At 71.9% G+C, this 21,851-nt stretch carries 20 protein-coding genes and 1 pseudogene; 10 read left to right on the top strand and 11 right to left on the bottom strand.

The features are described from left to right. Positions 1-31: 31 nt before the first annotated feature. The 4 genes and pseudogenes from AMK26_RS16995 to recX form a co-directional block, all read left to right on the top strand. Positions 32-226: a DUF3046 domain-containing protein gene (locus AMK26_RS16995; RefSeq protein WP_073755463.1), complete on the top strand. Its 195-nt coding sequence runs from the start codon at positions 32-34 to the stop codon at positions 224-226. Between the two features lie 225 nt (positions 227-451). Then, complete coding sequence (locus AMK26_RS16990) at positions 452-1,603, top strand: AI-2E family transporter (protein ID WP_073755557.1); 1,152 nt, start codon at positions 452-454, stop codon at positions 1,601-1,603. 241 nt (positions 1,604-1,844) lie between these two features. Next, a complete protein-coding gene (gene recA, locus AMK26_RS16985; RefSeq protein ID WP_198944078.1) occupies positions 1,845-2,984 on the top strand; it encodes a recombinase RecA in 1,140 nt (379 codons plus the stop codon). Next, positions 2,884-3,558, top strand: a pseudogene (gene recX, locus AMK26_RS16980) (recombination regulator RecX); the annotation flags it as partial. The gene recA and the pseudogene recX, both read left to right, overlap by 101 nt. Positions 3,559-4,005: 447 nt before the next feature. On the opposite strand, the gene AMK26_RS16975 reads toward recX, so the two are convergent. From AMK26_RS16975 to AMK26_RS16945, 8 genes are all read right to left on the bottom strand, one after another. Further along, complete coding sequence (locus tag AMK26_RS16975) at positions 4,006-4,422, bottom strand: rhodanese-like domain-containing protein (protein ID WP_073755461.1); 417 nt, start codon at positions 4,420-4,422, stop codon at positions 4,006-4,008. Continuing rightward, a complete protein-coding gene (locus tag AMK26_RS16970) occupies positions 4,383-4,922 on the bottom strand; it encodes a cysteine dioxygenase (RefSeq protein ID WP_073755460.1) in 540 nt (179 codons plus the stop codon). The genes AMK26_RS16975 and AMK26_RS16970 overlap by 40 nt, the downstream gene beginning before the upstream one ends. 79 nt (positions 4,923-5,001) lie before the next feature. Continuing rightward, positions 5,002-5,088, bottom strand: a complete 87-nt coding sequence (locus AMK26_RS38545) for a putative leader peptide (RefSeq protein ID WP_338015579.1) — start codon at positions 5,086-5,088, stop codon at positions 5,002-5,004. Positions 5,089-5,120: 32 nt separating this feature from the next. Then, positions 5,121-6,719, bottom strand: a complete 1,599-nt coding sequence (locus AMK26_RS16965) for an FAD-dependent monooxygenase (protein ID WP_073755459.1) — start codon at positions 6,717-6,719, stop codon at positions 5,121-5,123. Positions 6,720-6,914: 195 nt separating this feature from the next. Then, a complete protein-coding gene (locus AMK26_RS16960) occupies positions 6,915-7,829 on the bottom strand; it encodes an amino acid ABC transporter permease (protein ID WP_073755458.1) in 915 nt (304 codons plus the stop codon). After that, positions 7,826-8,473 carry an amino acid ABC transporter permease gene (locus tag AMK26_RS16955; protein WP_073755457.1) on the bottom strand — a complete coding sequence of 216 codons (648 nt, stop codon included), beginning with the start codon at positions 8,471-8,473 and terminating at the stop codon, positions 7,826-7,828. Before AMK26_RS16955 ends, AMK26_RS16960 begins: the two co-directional genes overlap by 4 nt. Positions 8,474-8,756: 283 nt before the next feature. Further along, complete coding sequence (locus tag AMK26_RS16950) at positions 8,757-9,677, bottom strand: glutamate ABC transporter substrate-binding protein (RefSeq protein ID WP_073755556.1); 921 nt, start codon at positions 9,675-9,677, stop codon at positions 8,757-8,759. 75 nt (positions 9,678-9,752) lie between these two features. Further along, positions 9,753-10,538 (bottom strand): amino acid ABC transporter ATP-binding protein, encoded by a 786-nt coding sequence (locus AMK26_RS16945; RefSeq protein ID WP_073755456.1) that lies wholly within the window; start codon positions 10,536-10,538, stop codon positions 9,753-9,755. A 284-nt stretch (positions 10,539-10,822) separates the two neighbouring features. Between AMK26_RS16945 and AMK26_RS16940 the strand changes: the two genes are divergently transcribed. Further along, positions 10,823-11,551, top strand: coding sequence for a response regulator transcription factor (locus AMK26_RS16940; protein WP_073755455.1), 729 nt, complete (start codon positions 10,823-10,825; stop codon positions 11,549-11,551). Between the two features lie 15 nt (positions 11,552-11,566). Continuing rightward, entirely contained in the window at positions 11,567-12,970 is a 1,404-nt protein-coding gene (locus tag AMK26_RS16935) for a HAMP domain-containing sensor histidine kinase (RefSeq protein ID WP_073755454.1), read from the top strand. Here AMK26_RS16935 and AMK26_RS16930 read toward each other — a convergent pair. Continuing rightward, entirely contained in the window at positions 12,960-13,958 is a 999-nt protein-coding gene (locus AMK26_RS16930) for a TAXI family TRAP transporter solute-binding subunit (protein WP_073755453.1), read from the bottom strand. The genes AMK26_RS16935 and AMK26_RS16930 overlap by 11 nt on opposite strands. A 321-nt stretch (positions 13,959-14,279) precedes the next feature. Here AMK26_RS16930 and AMK26_RS16925 point away from each other — a divergent pair, with 321 nt between their 5' ends. Next, positions 14,280-15,629 (top strand): cytochrome P450, encoded by a 1,350-nt coding sequence (locus AMK26_RS16925; protein WP_241837932.1) that lies wholly within the window; start codon positions 14,280-14,282, stop codon positions 15,627-15,629. Here the strand turns inward: AMK26_RS16925 and AMK26_RS16920 are convergent. Both AMK26_RS16920 and AMK26_RS16915 read right to left on the bottom strand, forming a co-directional pair. Next, positions 15,601-16,782 carry an agmatine deiminase family protein gene (locus AMK26_RS16920; RefSeq protein ID WP_079277629.1) on the bottom strand — a complete coding sequence of 394 codons (1,182 nt, stop codon included), beginning with the start codon at positions 16,780-16,782 and terminating at the stop codon, positions 15,601-15,603. The genes AMK26_RS16925 and AMK26_RS16920 overlap by 29 nt on opposite strands. A gap of 287 nt (positions 16,783-17,069) precedes the next feature. Further along, positions 17,070-18,617: an APC family permease gene (locus AMK26_RS16915; RefSeq protein WP_073755451.1), complete on the bottom strand. Its 1,548-nt coding sequence runs from the start codon at positions 18,615-18,617 to the stop codon at positions 17,070-17,072. Positions 18,618-18,753: 136 nt separating this feature from the next. Here AMK26_RS16915 and AMK26_RS16910 point away from each other — a divergent pair, with 136 nt between their 5' ends. From AMK26_RS16910 to AMK26_RS16900, 3 genes are all read left to right on the top strand, one after another. Further along, the gene (locus AMK26_RS16910) at positions 18,754-19,392 is read left to right on the top strand and encodes a TetR/AcrR family transcriptional regulator (protein ID WP_073755450.1); all 639 of its coding nucleotides are present in this window, start codon (positions 18,754-18,756) and stop codon (positions 19,390-19,392) included. Positions 19,393-19,442: 50 nt separating this feature from the next. Then, positions 19,443-20,933 carry a tRNA (N6-isopentenyl adenosine(37)-C2)-methylthiotransferase MiaB gene (miaB, locus tag AMK26_RS16905; protein ID WP_198944091.1) on the top strand — a complete coding sequence of 497 codons (1,491 nt, stop codon included), beginning with the start codon at positions 19,443-19,445 and terminating at the stop codon, positions 20,931-20,933. Positions 20,934-21,064: 131 nt separating this feature from the next. Next, the gene (locus AMK26_RS16900) at positions 21,065-21,832 is read left to right on the top strand and encodes a class III extradiol dioxygenase subunit B-like domain-containing protein (RefSeq protein WP_073755448.1); all 768 of its coding nucleotides are present in this window, start codon (positions 21,065-21,067) and stop codon (positions 21,830-21,832) included. Positions 21,833-21,851: the final 19 nt, after the last annotated feature.

Raw genomic sequence — 21,851 nt, 5'->3', positions numbered from 1 at the left:
GCTGCACTCTCAGGAGCGGGATACTTGAGGCATGCGGTTGACGATTTTCTGGGAGCGGATGGCGGACCACTTCGGTGAGGTGTACGCCGAGTCCTTCGCCCGGGACCATGTCATGTCCGAGCTGGGCGGCCGGACGGTGTACCAGGCGCTGGACGCGGGGTGGGAGGCGAAGGACGTGTGGCGGGCGGTCTGCGTGGCCGTGGACGTGCCCGCCGACAAGCGGTGAGCGGTCGTGTACTGAAGCGGTGGTCTCCGGGCTGACCGGCCGAGTGTCACAGCCGTACGGGAGACTTGGCCCGTGGCCCCGACTGACGAGACAGAGACGACGACCACCGAGCCGGTGACGGGCGAACCCGCGTCACCGGCCACCAACCCGGCCGCCGTGCCGCCGAGCAGGACCGCGGCGGCGACGGCGACCACGTCGGCCGGCGGCGGGCACCCCGCCGCCCGCATGCCTCGCTGGCTCCCCAAGGCCATGGTCCTGGCCCTCGCCCTCTACGCCTGTTTCCAGCTGGGCAGTTGGGCCTTCCACCAGCTCATCGGCCTGCTGCTGAACATCCTCATCGCCTTCTTCCTGGCACTGGCGATCGAACCCGCCGTCGGGCGGATGGCCGCCCGGGGGATGCGCCGCGGCCTCGCCACCTTCCTGGTCTTCTTCGCGGTCCTGGCGGTCGGTGTCGGGTTCGTCGTGCTGCTCGGCTCGATGCTGGCCGGCCAGATCATCGAGATGGTCGAGGACTTCCCCCGGTACCTCGACTCGCTCATCAACTGGATCAACCACACGTTCCACACCGAGCTGTCCCGGGTCGAGGTCCAGGACAGCCTGCTGCGCTCCGACTGGCTGCGGAAGTACGTCCAGAACAGCGCGAGCGGAGTGCTGGACGTCTCCGCGACGGTGCTCGGCGGGCTGTTCAAGCTGCTCACGATCTTCCTGTTCTCGTTCTACTTCGCGGCCGACGGCCCGCGGCTGCGCCGGGCCCTGTGCTCCGTCCTGCCGCCCGCCAAGCAGGCCGAGGTGCTGCGCGCGTGGGAGATCGCCGTCGACAAGACCGGCGGCTATCTGTACTCGCGCGGGCTCATGGCCCTGATCTCCGGCGTCGCCCACTACGTCCTGCTGGAGTTCCTGGCGGTGCCGTACGCGCCCGCGCTGGCCGTGTGGGTCGGTCTGGTCTCCCAGTTCCTCCCCACCATCGGCACCTACCTGGCGGGTGCGCTGCCGATGCTGATCGCCTTCACCGAGAACCCCTGGTACGCGCTGTGGGTGCTGGCGTTCGTCGTGGTGTACCAGCAGTTCGAGAACTACGTGCTCCAGCCCAAGCTCACCGCGAAGACCGTGGACATCCACCCGGCGGTGGCCTTCGGGTCGGTCGTGGCGGGTACCGCGCTGCTCGGCGCGGTCGGCGCGCTCATCGCGATCCCGGCGGTCGCGACCCTCCAGGCGTTCCTCGGCGCGTACGTGAAGCGGTACGACGTGACGGAGGACCCGCGGATGCACGGCCACCGTCGGCACGGTGAGGCTGTCCTGGCCCGGGTGCAGCGGGCCCTCGGCGCCAAGAAGGAACAGGAACCGGGCGCCGGGGCGCCGCCACGCGACGGCGCCTGACGCGGGTGCGGGCGGGTGTGACGACGCCCCGCGGTGGACCGGTGTGGCTCGCTTGACAGCAAAATCGAACATCCATTCTTATGGGGGTTCCGGCCCGGAATTACGGGGGCGACGACGGGGGCGACGAGGTGTCGGCCGCTGAGTTATCCACAGGTCGGAGGGACGTCGGGGCCCATTGTCAGTGGCAGGGGTTAGCGTCTTTGACGTGAAGCGATCGACTCAAGCAAACCGGGTGGAACCCATGGCAGGAACCGACCGCGAGAAGGCGCTCGACGCCGCGCTCGCACAGATTGAACGGCAATTCGGCAAGGGCGCGGTGATGCGCCTCGGCGAGCGGCCGAACGAGCCCATCGAGGTGATCCCGACCGGGTCGACCGCGCTGGACGTCGCCCTCGGCGTCGGCGGGCTGCCCCGCGGGCGTGTGGTGGAGGTGTACGGCCCGGAGTCCTCCGGTAAGACGACCCTCACCCTGCACGCCGTGGCCAACGCGCAGAAGGCCGGCGGCCAGGTGGCGTTCGTGGACGCCGAGCACGCCCTCGACCCCGAGTACGCGAAGAAGCTCGGTGTCGACATCGACAACCTGATCCTGTCCCAGCCCGACAACGGCGAGCAGGCCCTGGAGATCGTGGACATGCTGGTCCGCTCCGGCGCGCTCGACCTGATCGTCATCGACTCCGTGGCGGCGCTCGTGCCGCGCGCGGAGATCGAGGGCGAGATGGGCGACTCGCACGTGGGTCTGCAGGCCCGTCTGATGAGCCAGGCGCTCCGGAAGATCACCAGCGCGCTCAACCAGTCCAAGACCACGGCGATCTTCATCAACCAGCTCCGCGAGAAGATCGGTGTGATGTTCGGCTCGCCGGAGACCACGACGGGTGGCCGGGCGCTGAAGTTCTACGCCTCGGTGCGTATCGACATCCGCCGTATCGAGACCCTCAAGGACGGCACGGAGGCGGTCGGCAACCGCACCCGTTGCAAGGTCGTCAAGAACAAGGTCGCGCCGCCGTTCAAGCAGGCCGAGTTCGACATCCTCTACGGCCAGGGCATCAGCCGCGAGGGCGGCCTGATCGACATGGGCGTCGAGCACGGCTTCGTCCGCAAGGCGGGCGCCTGGTACACGTACGAGGGCGACCAGCTGGGCCAGGGCAAGGAGAACGCCCGCAACTTCCTGAAGGACAACCCCGACCTCGCCAACGAGATCGAGAAGAAGATCAAGGAGAAGCTGGGCGTCGGCGTCCGGCCCGAGGCCCCGGCGGCCGAGCCCGGCACGGACGCGGCGGGAGCCGCGGGAGCGGCGGCGGCCTCGGACGAGCCGGCGAAGTCCGTCCCGGCCCCGGCGGCCAAGGCCACCAAGGCGACCAAGACCGCGGCCGCCAAGGCCTGACCCCGTGGTCCGGCGCACCGAATGGCCGGGCGACAGCACCGACTCGTCGAGGGCCGAGAAGGAGCTGTCGCCCCAGGATCCGGCTGAGCGGGCGCGGGCGATCTGCCTGCGCCTGCTCACCGGGACCCCGCGCACCCGCAAGCAGCTCGCGAACGCGCTGCGCAAACGTGAGATCCCCGACGAGGTCGCCGACGAGGTCCTCTCCCGCTTCGAGGACGTCGGCCTGATCGACGACGCGGCCTTCGCAGGGGCATGGGTGGAATCCCGGCACCACGGGCGGGGCCTCGCCCGCCGTGCCCTCGCGCGGGAGCTGCGCACCAAGGGGGTGGACGCCGAGCTGATCGACGAAGCGGTGGGTCAGCTCGACTCCGAGCAGGAGGAGGAGACGGCCCGCGAGCTGGTCGCCCGCAAACTCCGGTCGACCCGCGGCCTCGACCGCGACCGCCGCCTCCGCCGCCTCGCCGGCATGCTCGCTCGCAAGGGTTACCCGGAAGGCATGGCCTTGCGGGTGGTCCGGCAGGCGCTGGAGGCGGAGGGCGAGGACACGGAGGACCTGCCCTACGAGGGCCTCTGACCCGCCGCCCCGCGGCCTGGCCGGTCGCGCGACGGCAGGCCATGCCGGGCGCCTCGCGCCCGGCTCGGCCTCCGTCCGGCCACGTGCCCCTGGTACGCCGCGCGCCTGGTCGGCGCCCCACGCGTGGCTCGGGCTGTGCCTGTCACTCGTGCCTGGTGGACCGTGCGCCCGGTCCGGTCGAACCCGGCACCGGCGCTGGATGGGCCCGTGCTGGTCTGGCACTGGTGTCGGTCGGGCCACGTGCTTGGTAGGCCTCGCGCCCGGTCGGCTACCGCGCCTGGGCGGCTACCGCGCCCGGGCGGCAGCCGGCGCCGGTCGGGCCTTGCGCTCGGCGACTTGTGAGACGGGTGGCTCGGGGGGAGAGCGCGTCGAGGGGTGGGGGTGAGTCGGCGGGGTGGCTTGGCTGCGGTGACTGGGGTAGCGGGGGACGTCGACGCGGCCGGGGCGTCAGGGGGCGGTGACCGGGAGGCCCGCCGCCTTCCAGGCTTGGAAGCCGCCGACGAGGTCGGTCGCGCGGTGGAGGCCCAGGTGGTGCAAGGACGCGGCCGCCAGGGACGAGGCGTACCCGTCGTTGCACACCACGACGACCCGCAGGTCGTGGCTCACCGCCTCCGGGGCGCGGTGGCTGCCCTGGGGATCGAGGCGCCACTCCAGTTCGTTGCGCTCCACGACCAGCGCCCCGGGGATCAGCCCGTCGCGCTCGCGCAGCGCCGCGTACCGGATGTCCACCAGGAGTGCGTCGCCCGCCTCGGCCGCCGCGAACGCCTCGTGTGGGGTCACCCGGTCCAGCCCCGCCCGGACCTGCTCCAGCAACTCGTCGATGGTCACTGCCAGTCCTCCGGACGCTCGACCTGCTCCAGACACAGCACCGGGCCGGTACGGCTGAAGCGCCGGATCAGCGGCAGCGGCGGGTAGTACGCGTGGACGGACACGGCGTGCTCGGCGGGCGACTCGTTCAGCACCTCGTGCACATGGTGCCGGCCGAACGCCCGCCCCTGGCCCGCCCGCAGCAGGCGCTCGCGGTCGACGCCCTCATTCAGCTCGAGTGACCGCCAGCCGCCCGAAGGCAGCCGCACGGACAGGGAGTTCTCCTTCAGCGCGCCGCGTGCCGTGGCGAAGGCGCCGGTCGACTCGGCGTGGTCGTGCCACCCCGTGCCGGTGCCGGGCGGCCAGCCGATGAGCCAGGCCTCGCTGCCGCCCGGCCCGTCGAGCCGCACCCACGTGCGACCCTCCGGGTCGAGCGGGAGGGAGGCGACCAGTGCGGTGTCGGCCGCGGTGCGGCGGACGAAGTCGAGGAGCTGGGCAGCCGTTGGCACATCGGTGACCACGGAGGCCGAGGCGGAGAGGGAGACAGGCTGGGACATGGGAAACCGTCCTGGGTCCTGGACATGAAGTCGCGGAAAACGCGCACGGCGAAACGGCGCGTAAGGGAAAAGAGCGAGTTCAGCAGGACCGACGACACACGCAGCCCGCATAGCGGACCAGGTCCATATGGACCCTCCGCCACAGGCGCACATCGGTGCCGTTCATGATCGGGAGTACAGCACGTACTCCCCATCACGTCAATTGACGTCGGCCGTCCGGTCGCTGTGCTCGGGCGACGGCGCACCGCCGCGCACCGCGTCGGCCGCGGCGTGCAGTTCCGCCGGCCGGACCCCGGTGAAGGCCGCCGCCAGATGCCCGTCGGGCCGCACCAGCAGTACGGTGTGCGCGGCCGCCCCGGGGTACGCCTCCGTGACCAGCACCTCCCCCTCGACCGGAAGACCGGCCACCGCCTCCACCAGCCGGGGCATCACGCCCGCGGACATCCAGTGCCGCCGGTCCCACACCCCCGTACCCGGCGCGACCAGCACCGCCAGGAGCCTGCCCCGGCCCAGCCGGTCCCGCAGCCGCGCGGTCGTGCCGTCCTCCGGAGCCGTGACCCGCACGTCCGCGACCGGCGCACCCGGCGGCGTACCGACGCCCGTGTGCGCCTCGGCGTACGGAGGCGCGAGGGGGGAGTGCGGGTACGCGGGCGGCGCACCGAGCGGGCCGCGCCCCACGTGACCGTCCATCAGCAGGGCGTCATGCCCACCGCCCCGCAGATACGTCCGCAGCCCGCCCGCACCGCGCAGCACCGGCAACGACTGGTCGGCCGCCCGCAGCCGGGCCGCGACCGCCGTGCGCCGCTCGGCCTGGTAGCTGTCCAGCAGCGCCTCCGACGCCCCGTGGCGCCAGGCCAGCGCCAGCTTCCACGCCAGGTTCTCGACGTCCCGCAGCCCCTCGTCCAGCCCCTGCGTACCGAGCGCGCCCAGCAGGTGGGCGGCGTCCCCAGCGAGGAAGGCCCGCTCCACGCGCCACCGCTTCGCGAGCCGGTGGTGCAGCGTGTAGACGCCGGTGTCGACCAGGTCGTACGCCGGTGTCGCACCGCACCAGCCGGCCAGCGTCTCGCGGATCCGGGACACCAGCGCGTCGGGCGTCACCAGGTCGCCGCGCGGCGGCAGCAGCCAGTCCAGCCGCCACGCGCCGTCCGGCAGCGGCCGGGCCGTGACCTCCTCGCCCACGCCCCGCCACGGCGGCTGACGGTGCAGCAGGGCCTCGTCGGGCCAGGGCAGTTCGGCGTGCAGGGCGGCCACCGCGTGCCGTTCCACCGCCGTACGCCCCGGGAAACGGACGCCCAGCAGCTTGCGCACGGTCGAGCGGGCCCCGTCGCAGCCGACCAGGTGACTGCCGCGCCACCAGGTCGCACCGGGCCCGCGCGTGTGCGCGGTGACGCCGTGCGCGTCCTGCTCGATACCGTCCAGGCGGCTGTGCGTGACCACCCGCACCAGTTCCGGGTCCGGGAGCGCGGCGATGGCCTCCCGGAGCCCGCGCGTCAGGGCGTGCTGCGGGATGTGCAGCGGCGACGGGGCGTCCAGGCCGAACTCGACGTGCCGCATATGCTGCCGGCGGCGCATCGACCGCCAGCCGGTCCACCGCGCCCCCTCGTCCCGTACGGTGGCGCAGCCGAGACGCTCCACGAACGCCGCCGTGTCCGGGCGCAGTACGGCGGTGCGCGCGGCGCGCGGCTCGTCCTTGCCGGGGCCCTCGTCGAGGACGACGGAGGGTACGCCCTGCGCGGCCAGGGCGAGGGAGAGCGCCAGCCCGACCGGACCGGCGCCGACCACGATCACCGGGTCCACGACGTGGCTCCTGAGGCCCGTACGGCCATGCGGTGAGCAGGGGAAACACGGGACAGTTCGGCTGGAGCCCGACGCGACGTGATCACAGAACGTATGCAACCCACTGCCGCTGCTTGCGTCAAGTGACGGGGGCAGCGGCGCGAACGCCACTGCCCCCGTACACCGTGCAAGACACCCGGATGATGTCACATACCGTCAGTCCTTCGTGGGCCCTGGCGCGTCGGGGAAGGTGCCGAGCCCCGCCGCGTTACCGGCATCGCCGGCCAGCACGGCCGCGCTACCGGCCGGGTCGGCCGGTCCGATGCCCGTCTTGGCGCGGCGCCCGCGCTTCTCGATCCAGGTCGCGAGCGCGGACAGCGCCAGGCACATCGCGACGTAGATGGCGCCGATCACCACGATCGTCGACACGTACGGGTACATGCCGTTGACCTGCGTGTTGGAGGCGATCAGCCGGGCCGTCTGGAGCAGCTCGGGGTACAGGATGATGAAGCCGAGCGAGGTGTCCTTGAGGGTCACCACCAGCTGGCTGATGATCGTCGGCAGCATCGCCCGGACGGCCTGCGGCATCAGCACGGTCGTCATGACCTGCGTCTTGCTCATGCCGAGCGCGTACGCGGCTTCCCGCTGGCCCTTCGGCACGGAGTTGACGCCGGCGCGCAGCACCTCGGCCTGGACGCAGCCGTTGTAGATCGACAGGCCGACCGCCAGCGCCCACATCGAGTAGTCGGTCAGGAAACCGACCCAAACGGCGTAGATCGTGATCAGCAGCGGGATGGAGCGGAACAGCTCGATGAAGCCGGTCGCCAGCCACCGGACCGGCTTGTGGTCGGAGAGCCGTGCGACGGCCAGCAGCACGCCCAGCACGAGTGAGCCGACGGCCGCGATGCCGAAGGCCTTCAGGGTGGCGAGGATGGCGTCGGCGATGTTCTGCCGGATACCGGCGTAGTTGAAGATGTCCCACATCTCGGGGGCGAGGTGCCCCTTGTCGCCCAGCCGCATGATCACGACGGCGAGCAGCCCCACGATGGCGGCGGTGCCGAGGACGGCGTAGACGCGGTTGCGGATGACGGCCTTGGGGCCGGGGGCGTCGAAGAGAACGCTGGCGCTCATCGGGCGACCTCCAGGCGGCGCTCAAGGAATCGGAAGACACCACTGATGGAGAAGGTGACCACCAGGTAGGCGAGGGAGACCCAGACGAAGATGGGGATGATGTCGTAGCCCTCTTCGCTCATCAGCTTCTGCCAGCCGAAGAGTTCGGTGACGCTGAAGGCGCCCGCGATGGCCGAGTTCTTGGTGAGCGCGATGAGGATCGAGCTCAGCGGCGGCAGCACGGTACGGGTGGCCTGGGGCAGCACGATCATCCGCAGCGTCTGCGAGAACGTCATGCCGAGGGAGCGGGCAGCCTCGGCCTGGCCGAGCGGCACCGTGTTGATGCCGGAGCGGACCGCCTCGCAGATGAACGAGGAGGTGTAGAAGCCGAGTGCGATCGAGGCGAGGACGAAGGCGCTCATGCCCGGGAAGAGGATCTCGGGCACCACGAACGTCGTCACCAGGAACAGCAGCGTCAGTGGAGTGTTGCGCAGCAGGGTGACCCACGCCGTGCCGAACCAGCGCAGCGGCGGGACGGGGGAGACCCGGCAACCGGCGATGGCGATGCCGAGGACCAGCGCGATGGCGGTGCTGACGGCGGTGATCGACACGGTTCCTATGAAGCCGTCGCGGAACTCTGAGAAGTGGTCGAGCAGTACGTTCATGGGGTCTCCGCGTCGGCGGTCAGCGGCTGGCGGTCAAGGTGCGTGCGAGGCAAGGTGCGTGGTGTGCGGGGTACGGGGCGCGTGAGGGGCAGGGTGCTTGCGGGGCAGCGTGTGCGAGGTACAGCGTGCGTGCGGTACGGCGTGCGTGGGGTGCGTGCGGTGCGTGGGGCGTGGGGCGTGCGGTCGACGTGCCTACGGGGCAGAGGGCGCCGCGCGCCAAGCACGGGCGGCGGAGCGCCCCGTACGCATCAGGTACGGGGCGCTTCGTCGTGAAGCGGGGCGATCAGTAGCGCTCGAGCGCCGGCGGCGCGGTGTAGGCCGAGCCGGACAGACCGAGGGTGGCCTCGTAGATCTTCTTGTACGTGCCGTCCTGGATCCGCTTCTCCAGCGCGTCGTTGACCGCGTCGCGCAGGACCTTGTCCTCCTTGTTCATGCCGATGCCGTACGGCTCCTGCGTGAACGGCTTGCCGACGACCTTCAGCTTGGTCGGGTTCTGGGCGGCGTACCCCTTGAGGATCGCGTCGTCCGTCGTCACCGCGTCGACCTGCTTGGTGAGCAGCTGCTGGACGCAGTCCGAGTACTTGCCGAGCTCGGTGGTCTCGGCGCCGTACTTCGGCTGCTTGATCTCCTGCAGCGGCGTGGAGCCCGTGATGGAGCAGACCTTCTTGCCCTTGACGGTCTCCGGGCCGGTGATCGAGGTGTCGTCCTTGCGGACCAGGAGGTCGGCGCCGGCCTTGTAGTACGGGCCCGCGAAGCCGACCAGCGCCTTGCGCTTGTCGTTGATCGTGTAGGTACCGACGTAGTAGTCGACCTGGCCCTTGGAGATGGCGGTCTCACGGGTGCTGGAGTCGACCGTCTTCCACTCGATCTGGGACTCGGTGAAGCCCAGGTCGGCGGCGATCATCTTGGCGATCTCGACGTCGAAGCCGGAGCGCTTCTTGGTGGCCTGGTCCTCGAAGCCGAGGTACGGCTGGTCCGCCTTGGAACCGATGATCAGCTTGCCGCGCTCCTTGGCGGCCTTGAACGTCGGCGAGTCCAGGGTGACGCCCGTGGCGACGACGTACTTCGGCAGGGCCGGCGCGTTGGTGGCGCCGGGCTGGACGCCGCCCGGCTTGTCGCCCGCGGAGCCCTCCTTGCCACCACAGGCGGTCGCGGTCAGCGCGAGCACAGCAACGGCCAGCGCGGCCGTCTTGCGGAGCTTCATGGTGAACATCCCTTATGTCGTGGTTCGTAGGTCGTCGTCGTCACCGCCGCTGGTACGCGGGACGGTGGGATCCGTTCAGTGGTGCAGGATCTTCGACAGGAAGTCCTTGGCCCGGTCGCTGCGCGGACTGCTGAAGAACTGCTCCGGCGTCGCCTCTTCGACGATCCGGCCGTCCGCCATGAAGACGACCCGGTTCGCGGCGGACCGGGCGAAGCCCATCTCGTGGGTGACGACGATCATCGTCATCCCGTCCCGCGCCAGCTGCTGCATGACCTCGAGGACCTCGTTGATCATCTCGGGGTCGAGCGCCGACGTGGGCTCGTCGAAGAGCATCACCTTCGGGTCCATCGCCAGGGCCCGGGCGATCGCGACGCGCTGCTGCTGCCCGCCGGACAGCTGCGCCGGGTACTTGTCGGCCTGGGAGCCGACGCCCACCCGGTCGAGCAGCGTCCGGGCCTTCTGCTCCGCGGCCTTCTTGTCCGCCTTGCGGACCTTGACCTGGCCCAGCATGACGTTCTCCAGCACCGTCTTGTGCGCGAAGAGGTTGAACGACTGGAAGACCATGCCGACGTCGGCGCGCAGCCGGGCGAGCTCCTTGCCCTCCTGTGGCAGCGGCTTGCCGTCGATGGTGATGCTGCCCGAGTCGATCGTCTCCAGGCGGTTGATGGTGCGGCACAGCGTGGACTTGCCGGACCCGGACGGTCCGATGACGACCACGACCTCGCCACGGGCGATGGTCAGGTCGATGTCCTGGAGCACATGCAGCGCGCCGAAGTGCTTGTTGACGTTGCTCAGCACGACCAGGTCGCTCGCCGTCGGTACGGCGTCCTCCGCGCCCTTGGTCACTGACACTCCGCTCATCGGCTTCTTGCTCCGTCCTCCTCGGTTGGGAGGACACTAATCACGCAGTGCGACCAGCGTCATTACATCTGAGCGGAAATTGAGCATAACGATCCGGCTGCAACCGGACACTATGCGTGAACGGGACGGGCCCGGGGCGGCCCAGGGACGGCGGTCCGGAGTACGGGTGCATAACGGAAACCCCGATGCGCCCGGAACCCTCTTGACTGGCGGGCCGTGCATCGGCGTTCATGCCCAAGTGGCCGTATGGTCACCGAAGCGATCGCACCTTTCGGAGGGGGGCCATGAGACTGCTGCTCGTCGAGGACGACGACCATGTCGCCGCGGCCCTGTCCGCGATCCTCAAGAAGCACGGGTTCGAGGTCACCCACGCCCGCAACGGCGAGGAGGCGCTCCAGGCCGTGCTGCCCGCCGCCAACGCCGGACGGGCCCCCTTCGGCGTCGTACTCCTCGACCTCGGCCTGCCCGATCAGGACGGCTACCAGGTGTGCGGCAAGATCCGGAAGCTCACCTCCACGCCGGTGATCATGGTCACCGCGCGGGCCGACGTCCGCTCCCGGATCCACGGGCTCAACCTCGGCGCCGACGACTACGTCGTCAAGCCGTACGACACGGGCGAGTTGCTCGCCCGCATCCACGCCGTCAGCCGCCGCTCGGGCCCCGCGGACACCGACGACAGCGGCGGTACGGGCGGTACGGGTGGTACGGACGAGGCGGCGCCGCTGCGGCTCGGCTCCGTCACCATCGAGCTGCCCACCCGCCGGGTCAGCGTGGCGGGAACGGAGGTCCAGCTCACCCGCAAGGAGTTCGACCTGCTCGCCCTGCTCGCGCAGCGGCCCGGCGTCGTCTTCCGGCGGGAGCAGATCATCAGCGAGGTCTGGCGCACCAGCTGGGAGGGGACCGGCCGCACCCTGGAGGTGCATGTGGCGTCCCTGCGCGCCAAGCTGCGGATGCCCGCCCTCATCGAGACCGTGCGCGGCGTCGGCTACCGCCTGGTCGCGCCGGCCGCGTAACGCCCTGAAGACCCTGTGCGCACCCGCCTGCTCCCGCTGCTCCTCGTCCTCATGGCGGGCGTGCTGCTGGCGCTCGGCTTCCCGCTCGCGGCCAGCCTCGCCGCCGCCCAGCAGCAGACCGTCGTCGTCGACCGGATCGACGACACCGCCCGTTTCGCGGCACTCGCCCAGTTCGTCACCGAGCGCGGCGCCGGCATAGACGAGCGGCAGTCCACCCTCCAGGGCGAACTGGTCCGCTACCACGAGGTGTACGGGATCGAGGTCGGCGTCTTCTACCGCGACACCACCGCCATGGCCCGCGCCCCCAAGGACTGGGACGTCCCCGAGAGCGGCGAGCCCCGCCGCGCCTTCCGCGAGGCCCTGCTGGGCCGCCGCAGCCACGACCCGCCCCAGGTCTGGCCCTGGCAGCCGCACGCCCGGCTCGCGGTGGCCTCACCGGTCGTACGGGACGGAGACGTCGTCGCCGTCGTGCTCACCGACTCGCCCACCGGCCAGCTGCGCTCGCGCATCCTGCATGGCTGGCTGCTGATCGCCGCCGGAGAGGTCGCGGCGATGCTGCTGGCGGTCGGCGCGGCGTTCCGGCTCACCGGGTGGGTGCTCAAGCCCGTCCGGATCCTGGACGCGGCAACGCACGACATCGCGACCGGCCGGATGAACTCCCGGGTCGCGGCGGCCGGCGGCCCCCCGGAACTGCGCCGCCTGGCCCGGTCGTTCAACGAGATGGCGGACAACGTCGAAGAGGTGCTGGAGCAACAGCGCGCCTTCGTCGCCGACGCCTCGCACCAGCTGCGCAACCCGCTCGCCGCGCTCCTGCTGCGCATCGAGCTCCTCGCGCTGGAACTGCCGCCCGGCAACGAGGAGATCGCCTCCGTACGCACCGAGGGCAAGCGCCTGGCCCAGGTCCTCGACGACCTGCTGGACCTCGCCCTGGCCGAGCACGCCCCCGCCGACCTGAGGCTCACCGACATCGGCGAGCTGGCCGGCGAGCGCGTCGCCGCCTGGCGGCCGCTCGCCGACGAGAAGGGCGTCCGCCTGACCGGGTGCGGCTCGGCCGTCACCGCCTGGGCCGACCCGGTGGCGCTCTCCAGCGCCCTCGACGCCGTGATCGACAACGCGCTGAAGTTCACCCCGGCCGGGGAGGAGGTCACCGTGACCGTCGCCGCCGACGGCGACACCTCCACGATCGTGGTCACGGACCGCGGCCCCGGCCTGACCGACGAGGAACTGGCGCGCGTCGGCGACCGCTTCTGGCGCAGCAACCGGCACCAGAACGTCAAGGGCTCGGGCCTCGGCCTGTCCATCTCGCGCGCCCTGCTCGCGGCGGGTGGCGGCTCGATCGCGTACTCCCACCACGAGCCGCACGGCCTGCGCGTCACGGTCAGCGTCCCGCGCACCCAGCCCGAATCGGCTAGGGCTTGACCGAGCGGTAGTAGCGCCGCGCTCCCTCGTGCAGTGGCAGCGGGTCGGTGTAGAGCGCCGTCCGCAGGTCGACCAGCTGCGCGGGGTGCACCTCGCGCCCGATCCGGTCCCGGCTGTGGATCACCGTGCGCGTGAAGGCCTCCACCAGCGCCGGGTCCGTACGGTCGGTGGTGACGAGCAGGTTCGCCACGGCGACCGTCTCGACCTGCCGGCCCTCCTGGGCGAGGGCGTAGGCGTCGGCGGGCACCACGGCCGAGCGGTAGTGGCGGCCGTTGCCGCTGCCCTCGTGCACCCGGTTGATCAGGTCGTCCTCCAGCGGGACGAGCCGGATCGGGAAGCGCTCCGACAACTTCTGCACGGCGCTGGTGGGCAGGCCGCCCGACCAGAAGAACGCGTCCAGCCGGTCGTTCTCCAGCAGCGTCGGCATGGTGTCGATCCCGGCCGAGACGGGCTTGATCCCCGTGGCCGGATCGATCCCGGCCGCCTGGAGCAGCCGGTTCGCGATCAGCCGTACGCCCGACCCGTCCTGCCCCACGCCGACCCGCATGCCCCGCAGATCGCGGGTGGAGCGGACCTTCGAGCCCTTGGGCACGACGAGCTGCACATAGTCGTCGTACAGCCGCGCACAGCCGCGCAGCGCGTACGCACCCGGCCGGCTGTCCCGTATGTACGTCGCCGCCGCGTCGGCCGTGGCGATCGTGAAGTCGGCCTCCCCGGACGCGAGCCGCTCCAGGTTCTGCCGGGAGCCCTCGCTATTGAGCAGGGTTATGGCCACGTCCGGCACATTGCGCCCGAGCGCCTCCTCCAGCAGCTCGCCGTACCGCTGGTACACCCCGGTCGGTACGCCGGTGCTGAAGGTGACCTTCCCGCGCGGGGACGGCTCCCCGGTGGGCGCCAGCCACCACAGGAGCAGGCCCAGCACCACGAGACCCACCGCCGACCCCTGGAGGGCGCGGCGGCGGCTGATGCGGGACAGGACCTGGAGCATGGCGCGATCCTGCCAGCTCACTCCCGGCGCTGACCAGGCCCGGCGTACAACGGTTCGGCCGGCAGTCGGCAGTCGGCAGTCGGCAGTCGGCAGTCGGCAGCCGGCAACCGGCGTCAGCGCTGCACGGGGCCAGGTTCCGTTGCCATATCCATCCGCCGATGACGCGCAGCGACGGGTCGGCCGTGTCGTCCGTCGGGAAGCCCACAGTCGCCACCTCATGGAGCCTGCCGCGTTAAGGGTGCCGAGTACCGCGTACCGCCGTAGAGCGCGAGCCCGACCGCTGGAGCCCATGTGACCACGTGCAGCGTTCCCCTCACCCCCGTGCCAGGCCCCCGGGGCCTGCCCGTACTGGGCAACCTCCCGGAGTTCGGCAGGGATCCGCTGGCGTTCCTGACGCGGTTGCGGGACGAGTTCGGGGACGCCGCGCGCTGGTCGCTGGGGCCCCGGCAGAGCCTGTTCGTGTCCCACCCCGAGCACATCGCGGAGCTGCTGGGCGCCCGTGAGCACGCGTACGACATCCTGGAGATCGGCTGGGCGTTCAAGCGGGTCGTCGGCCAGAGCGTGATCATGAGCAAGGGCGACGACTGGCGCCGCAAGCGCTCGCTGGTCCAGCCCACCGTACGTCCGCGTCAGGTCAAGACGTACGCGGCGACCATGGTGGAGTGCGCCCGGTCGGCGGCCGATCAGTGGCGGGACGGCGAACGGATCGACGTACGCCGGGAGATGGCGCTCATCACCCAGCGGGTGGTGCTGCGCTGTCTGTTCGGCAACGACCTGGGCGACGCGACCCGGGCGCTGGCCGACGCCATGAACGTGGCCGAGCACGTGATCGGCGCCGAACTGCGGAGCATGAGCCTGTTCATGCCCGGCTGGGTCACCACCCCGGCGCGGCAGCGGCTGCGGGCGGCCGTGGCCACGATCGACGCCGAAGTGCACCGGCTCATCAGGGCGCGGCTGCGGGAGGCCGCCGAGGGCGAGGAGGGCCGGGACGACCTGCTGGGGCGGCTCCTCGCGGCCCGCGACGAGGACGGCCGGCCGCTGTCGCCCCGGGAGGTGCGCGACGAGGCGGTCACCCTGTGGGCGGCCGGGCACGAGACGACGTCCACCGCCCTGACCTGGATGTGGTACCTGCTCTCGGCGTCCCCTGCCGTCCGGGACCGCCTCGACGCCGAACTCGAGCGCGTACTGGCCGGACGTACCCCGACCATCGACGACTACGACCGGCTCACCTGGGCCCAGCAGATCGTCAAGGAGGCCCTGCGGCTCTACCCGCCCGCCTGGCTCCTCGCGGCCGTCGCCCGTGAAGGCGCCACCCTCGGCGGCACCCGCGTCCCGGCCCGCACCATCGTCTGGTGCAGCCCGTGGACCACCCACCGCGACCCGCGCTGGTTCCCGCACCCGGAGGCGTTCCGGCCCGAACGCTGGGACGCCGGAGGCGCCGACGCCGTACCCGACCACGCCTGGTACCCCTTCGGCGGCGGCCAGCGCACCTGCCTCGGCGCCCGGTTCGCCCAGGTGGAAGCCGTTCTGCTGCTGGCCACCCTCGCGCAGCGCTTCCGGCTCGACCTTCCGGCCGGGGAGGTGGCGCCCAGGGTGGGCCTGCTGCTCCAGCCGTCGGCCCCCCTGAACGCCACCCTCCGCGCTACTGCGTCCTCGGGACGTGCTGCGTGACGCAGTGGACTCCGCCACCGCCCCAGCCCAGGACGCGCGCCCTGGCGCCGACGACCTCGCGGGTGGGGAACAGGGTGCGGAACTGGGCGAGGGCGAGGGCGTCCGCCGGCTCGCCGGACAGGGGGACGACGACGCTGCCGCCGGTCTCGTAGTAGTTGGTGTAGCTGAACGTCTCCACCAGCAGCCCGTTGAGCCGGTAGTGCGGCTGGTGGTGGAGCTCCACGATCTCGAACCGGCGCCCGCGCGCGTCCGTGGCGTTGTTCAGCACCGCCTTGTTGGCCGCCATCCGGGCGTGGTTGGGGCTCGTGGCGTCGGGCTGGGTGTGGAGGAGGACCTTCGCCGGGCCGAGGTAGGCGGCGACGAGGTCGACGTGACCGTTGGTGATGTCGTCGTTGTGGAGCCCGTACGGCAGCCAGACGACCTTGCTCGCTCCGTACGCCGCCAGCAGCGCCGCCTCGATCTCGGCGCGGCTCATGGAGGGGTTGCGGTTGGGGTGGAGCAGGCACTCCTCGGTGGTGATGAGCGTGCCCTGTCCGTCCGTGATGACCGCCCCGCCCTCCAGGACCAGGTCGACGGCCTTGCGCGGTACGCCCAGGTGGTCGCAGACGCCGACCGGGAGCAGGTCGTCCTTGTCGTACGGGTACTTCTCGCCCCAGCCGTTGAACCGGAAGTCCAGGCCGATCTTCCGCGTGCTGCCCGCGTCGACGGCGAAGACGGGGCCCGTGTCGCGCGTCCAGCAGTCGTTGATCGGGTACTCGATGACGGTGACCGTGCTGCCGCACTGGGCGCGGGCCTCCGCGCCGCGGCCCGGCTCGGCGACCATGAGGACGGACTCGAAGCGGGCGATCTCCCGGGCGATCCCGGCTATCTCGGCCTGGACGTCGCGCAGCAGCCCGCCCCAGCCGACGGCCGGGTCCCAGGGCCAGGCCATGACACAGCCGGAGTGCGCTTCCCACTCCGCGGGGGCGTGGAACACGGTCGTCTCCTCCTTGGCGGTCGAGGCGGTCGAGGCGGTCGAGGCGGTGGAGGCGGTGGAGGCGGCGGCGACGGCACGGCCGGGGCCGAGCAGGGCGGCCGCGGCGGCTGTCAGGGCCGCGCCGCCGAAGACCCTTCTGCTCAGCTGCGGGACGCGGTGCGTGCGGGGCAGGCTCATCTCGTCTCTCCTCTTGGCTGGGTGGTACGTGACTGGGGGGCGGGTACGGGGGATGCGTGCGGGGGCCGGTGCGGGGGCGCGTCCGGCGAGGGCGGGTGCGCCGGGCTGCGGTCGCTTGGCGCCGTCCCGGCCTGTGACCGGTGCCGTTCCGTGGTGCCCAGCTCCGTAGCGCCAGGCTCGGACCGCGTCGGACCGCGTCGGACCGCGGAACACCGGCCCCGGCGGGGCGCCGCGCGGGCTGACGGTATGCGCCGGGGCGCTTCGGCTGCGGCGGGCGTGCCGCGCCGTCAGGAGGCGTCGGCCGCGAGCGCGGCGGCGGTCGGATCCGCGTCCGGCGCGCCGGAGCCGGTGGCCGCCGGCCGGTCGCCGCCCTCGCGGATCTTGTCCTGCGGGCGCTTCGTGACCAGGTAGACCAGCCCGGCGAGGATGATCACGGCGGTGCCGATGAGCCCGGCCCAGACCTGGTACCAGGGGGCGCCCGGAGGGGCGAGGATGGCGCGCGGCCAGCAGACGTTCACCACCTCGAAGCCGGTCCACAGCACGGCCAGGGCGTTGAGGACGGTGCCCTTCCCGCCCTGCCGGATGTGACCGGAGGGCACCCACGTGCCGCGCAGCCGGGCGACCAGGGCTGCCAGGGACGTCAGGAAGAACGGCAGGAAGGTCGCCGCCGTACCGAAGGCGATCAGGCTGCCGATGGCGGTGGCGTCGAGGCCCAGCAGCAGCGCCGTACCGCTGACCAGGGTGGAGGCGACCAGACCACCGATGGGCGCCTGACGGCTGTTGACCTTCCGTACCTGCCGGGAGAAGGGGAAGACGCCGTCCCGGGCCAGGGAGTACAGCCCGCGCGCCGCGCCTCCTTGGGACGCCATGGCGCAGGCGAGGAAGCCGACCAGGACGACGGCCACGAAGGGCTTGTCGGACCACGACCCGAAGGAGTGCACCACCGCCGTGGTCACCGGGTCGATGTCCTCGCCGAGGACGACCTTCTCGGGGGCGGGGTGGGACAGGGCGACCGCCATCGCGTTCAGGATCACGACCGCGCCGACACTGAGCAGCGCCCACCACATGGCGCGGGGCACCTGCCGGCCCGCGTCCTTGGTCTCCTCGGAGGTGGAGACGCAGGCGTCGAAACCGATGAACGCCCAGCCGGCCACCGCGATCGCGGCGAGGAAGCCCAGGGCGGTGGAACCGCCCGACAGCACCTCGGCGCCCATGGTGTCCGTGAACAGGACGAAGTCGTGCTCCCGGAAGAACAGCAGCAGGGAGAAGCCGACGACGACGGACGCGACCGCCTCGGCGGCGATGCCCAGGGACACGATGAAGCTCAGCACCCGGATGCCGTACGCGTTGATCAGCATGCAGCCGAGCAGGATGGAGACGGCCACCGCCACCATCGCCCCGGGCGAGGGCGTGATCCCGAACAGGGCGAAGACCCAGGGGGAGGCGAGGTACGCCACGGTGGTGTTGCCGAACATCACGGCGAACTGCCACACCCAGCCGCCCATCCAGCCGAAGGCCGGCCCCAGCAGGCGGCGGCTCCACTGGTACGGGCCGCCCGCGAGCGGCCACTGGGACGCGAGCTCGGAGTAGACGTTGACGACCAGGCACTGGCCGACGAGCACCACCGGCAGCGCCCAGATCCAGGCGGGACCCGCGACGGTCGTGCCGACCATGGCCACCGCGTAGAGGGCCACCACCGGGGAGACCACGGCGAAGCCCATGGAGATGTTCCCCAGGATGCCGAGGCTGCGGCGCAGTTCCTGCCGGTAGCCCAGGTCACCGAGTCGGGCGGCGTCATTGTCCAGGGCTGGAGGTTCGGGTGGGGTCGGCGTCATTGGTTCACCTCGGCGGCTCGGCGTTCTAAATCTAACGTTGTTAGGTATCGGGGTGCGGGGAACTTAACGCGCCACTGGCCGAATGTGAACCCCTCCCGCCCGGTAACCTGGCGACGGAAAGAGGGGGAGCACCGCGATGGGCCGACCGAGCCAGCCACTGCTGAGCCGCGAGAGCATCGCGCGCACGGCGCTCGAACTCCTCGAGGAGACGGGCCCCCAAGCCCTGACGATGCGAGCCCTCGCGCAGCGCCTGGGAGTGCGCGGGGCGTCGCTCTACCACCACGTGGCGTCCAAGGACGACCTGCTGGACGCGGCACTGGAGCGGATCAACGAGGAGATCGACCTCACCCCGCTCGACGACCCGCGCTGGCGCGAGGGCATCGCGGCGTACGCCCGCGGCTACCGCCGCGTGTACCTCCGCTACCCGCACATGATCGCCCTGGTGGCCCGGCGCCGTGTGGAGGCGGACAAGGCCCTGCGCGGCTACGACACGCTGCTCGCCGCCCTGACCCGTATCGGCTGCACCCCCGCCAAGGCGGCCGAGGTCGCCGCCGCCCTGGACTACCTGGTCCTCGGCTCGGCCCTGGAGACCTTCACCGCCGGCTTCACCCGCCCCCCGGACGGCTACCGTCCGGCCTACCCTTCCCTCGCCGCCGCCCTCGAAGACGCCGCCGCCGCCCCCTCGGGGCTGCCCGGCCTCGACGACCGCGGCTTCGAGGCGGGCCTCGCCCTCCTCCTCGACGGCCTCGCCGCCGTCGTCACCCCCGGCCGGTGAGGACCCCTTACCCTTGACGGGTGAGCGGTAACGACGTGGCTGGCGGAGTAGTGGACGGTTTGAAGACGTACGAGGTACGCACCTACGGGTGCCAGATGAACGTTCACGACTCCGAGCGTCTGTCGGGCCTGCTGGAGGACGCCGGGTACGTACGCGCTCCCGAGGGTTCCGACGGCGATGCCGACGTCGTCGTCTTCAACACCTGCGCGGTGCGCGAGAACGCCGACAACAAGCTGTACGGCAACCTCGGCCGGCTCGCCCCGATGAAGACCAAGCGGCCCGGCATGCAGATCGCCGTCGGCGGCTGCCTGGCCCAGAAGGACCGCGACACCATCGTCAAGAAGGCGCCGTGGGTCGACGTCGTCTTCGGTACGCACAACATCGGCAAGCTGCCGGTCCTCCTGGAGCGCGCCCGCGTCCAGGAGGAGGCGCAGGTCGAGATCGCCGAGTCGCTGGAGGCGTTCCCCTCCACGCTGCCGACCCGGCGCGAGTCCGCGTACGCCGCGTGGGTGTCCATCTCCGTCGGCTGCAACAACACCTGCACCTTCTGCATCGTCCCGGCGCTGCGCGGCAAGGAGAAGGACCGCCGCCCCGGCGACATCCTCGCCGAGATCGAGGCGCTGGTCGCCGAGGGCGTATCCGAGATCACCCTGCTCGGCCAGAACGTCAACGCGTACGGCTCCGACATCGGCGACCGCGAGGCCTTCAGCAAGCTGCTGCGCGCCTGCGGGACGATCGAGGGGCTGGAGCGCGTCCGCTTCACCTCCCCGCACCCGCGCGACTTCACGGACGACGTGATCGCCGCGATGGCCGAGACGCCCAACGTGATGCCGCAGCTCCACATGCCGCTCCAGTCCGGCTCGGACACCGTCCTGAAGGTGATGCGCCGCTCGTACCGCCAGGACCGCTACCTGGGGATCATCCGCAAGGTGCGGGAGGCCATCCCGCACGCCGCCATCTCCACCGACATCATCGTGGGCTTCCCCGGTGAGACGGAGGAGGACTTCGAGCAGACCATGCACGTGGTGCGCGAGGCGCGCTTCGCGCAGGCCTTCACCTTCCAGTACTCCAAGCGCCCCGGCACCCCGGCGGCGACCATGGACGGCCAGATCCCGAAGGAGGTCGTGCAGGACCGCTACATGCGCCTGGTCGCCCTCCAGGAGGAGATCTCCTGGAAGGAGAACAAGAAGCAGGTCGGCCGCACCCTGGAGGTCATGGTCGCGGAGGGCGAGGGCCGCAAGGACGGTGCCACGCACCGCCTGTCCGGCCGTGCGCCCGACAACCGACTGGTGCACTTCACCAAGCCGGAGCAGGACGTGCGCCCGGGTGACGTGGTGACCGTGGAGATCACCTACGCGGCCCCGCACCACCTCCTGGCGGAGGGCCCGACGGCGCACGTACGCCGCACCCGCTCGGGCGACGCCTGGGAGAAGCGCAACGCCGCCGAGGCGGCCAAGCCCGCGGGCGTCATGCTGGGCCTGCCCCAGATCGGTGCCCCGGCCCCGCTGCCCCCGGTCACGGGCGGCTGCACGGTCGGCTGACCCGGCGCTTTCGGCGGGCTGGGCCTGCCGGGGGTTTTGGCGAGCCGGCGGCGCCTGGGGGGCGTTCGGCGGGTTGCGGCCGGCTGGTCCTGCGGCGCGTTTGACGGGCCTCACCGGCTACGCTGCGGATCATGCTTGTCGCCGCCGCCGTCTGCCCCTGCCCCCCGCTCCTGGTGCCCGACGTCGCCGCCGGAGCCGCGCCCGAGCTCGACGGTGCGCGCACGGCGTGCTCCGACGCGCTCGCGGTGCTGGCCGCCTCGCGCCCGGACCGGCTGATCGTGGTCGGACCGGGGGCGGAGGAGGGCCTGGAACGGTACCCGGCGGGGGCGGTGGGGGACTTCCGGGGCTTCGGCGTGGACGTCGACGTACGGCTCGGTACGGAGGCCGGGACCGGCACCAGGGCCGGGTCAGGGTCCGGCACCAGGACCGGGTCCGGGTCCGGGCCCGCCGGTTCGGGGCCGCTGCCCGCGTCGCTCGCCGTGGGCGCCTGGCTGCTCGCGCGCACCGGCTGGGCCGACGCCCCCCTCGAGGGCCTCGCCGTCAGCGAGCGGCTCGCGCCCGAGCGGTGCGCCGAGGCGGGCCGCGAGCTGGCCGCGCAGGCCGGGCGCGTCGCCCTGCTGGTGCTGGGGGACGGCAGCGCGTGCCGCAGCGTCAAGGCGCCGGGCTACTTCGACGACCGCGCCGCCGCCTTCGACGAGCGGGCCGCCCGGGCGCTCGGCTCGGCCGACACGGGCGCCCTCGAGGCGCTGGACGAGCATCTCGCGTACGAGCTGAAGGCGGCCGGCCGGGCGCCCTGGCAGGTCCTCGCCGGCGCCGCCGAGGGCGCGGGCCTGGAGGGGCGGCTGCTCTACGAGGACGCCCCGTACGGCGTGGGTTACTTCGTCGCCGCCTGGTCCTAGGAGGAGAACGACGACGGAC

The organism is Streptomyces sp. CB03234 (genome assembly GCF_001905885.1).
GTDB lineage: Bacteria > Actinomycetota > Actinomycetes > Streptomycetales > Streptomycetaceae > Streptomyces.
This window is presented reverse-complemented; position numbering and strand designations above follow the sequence as displayed.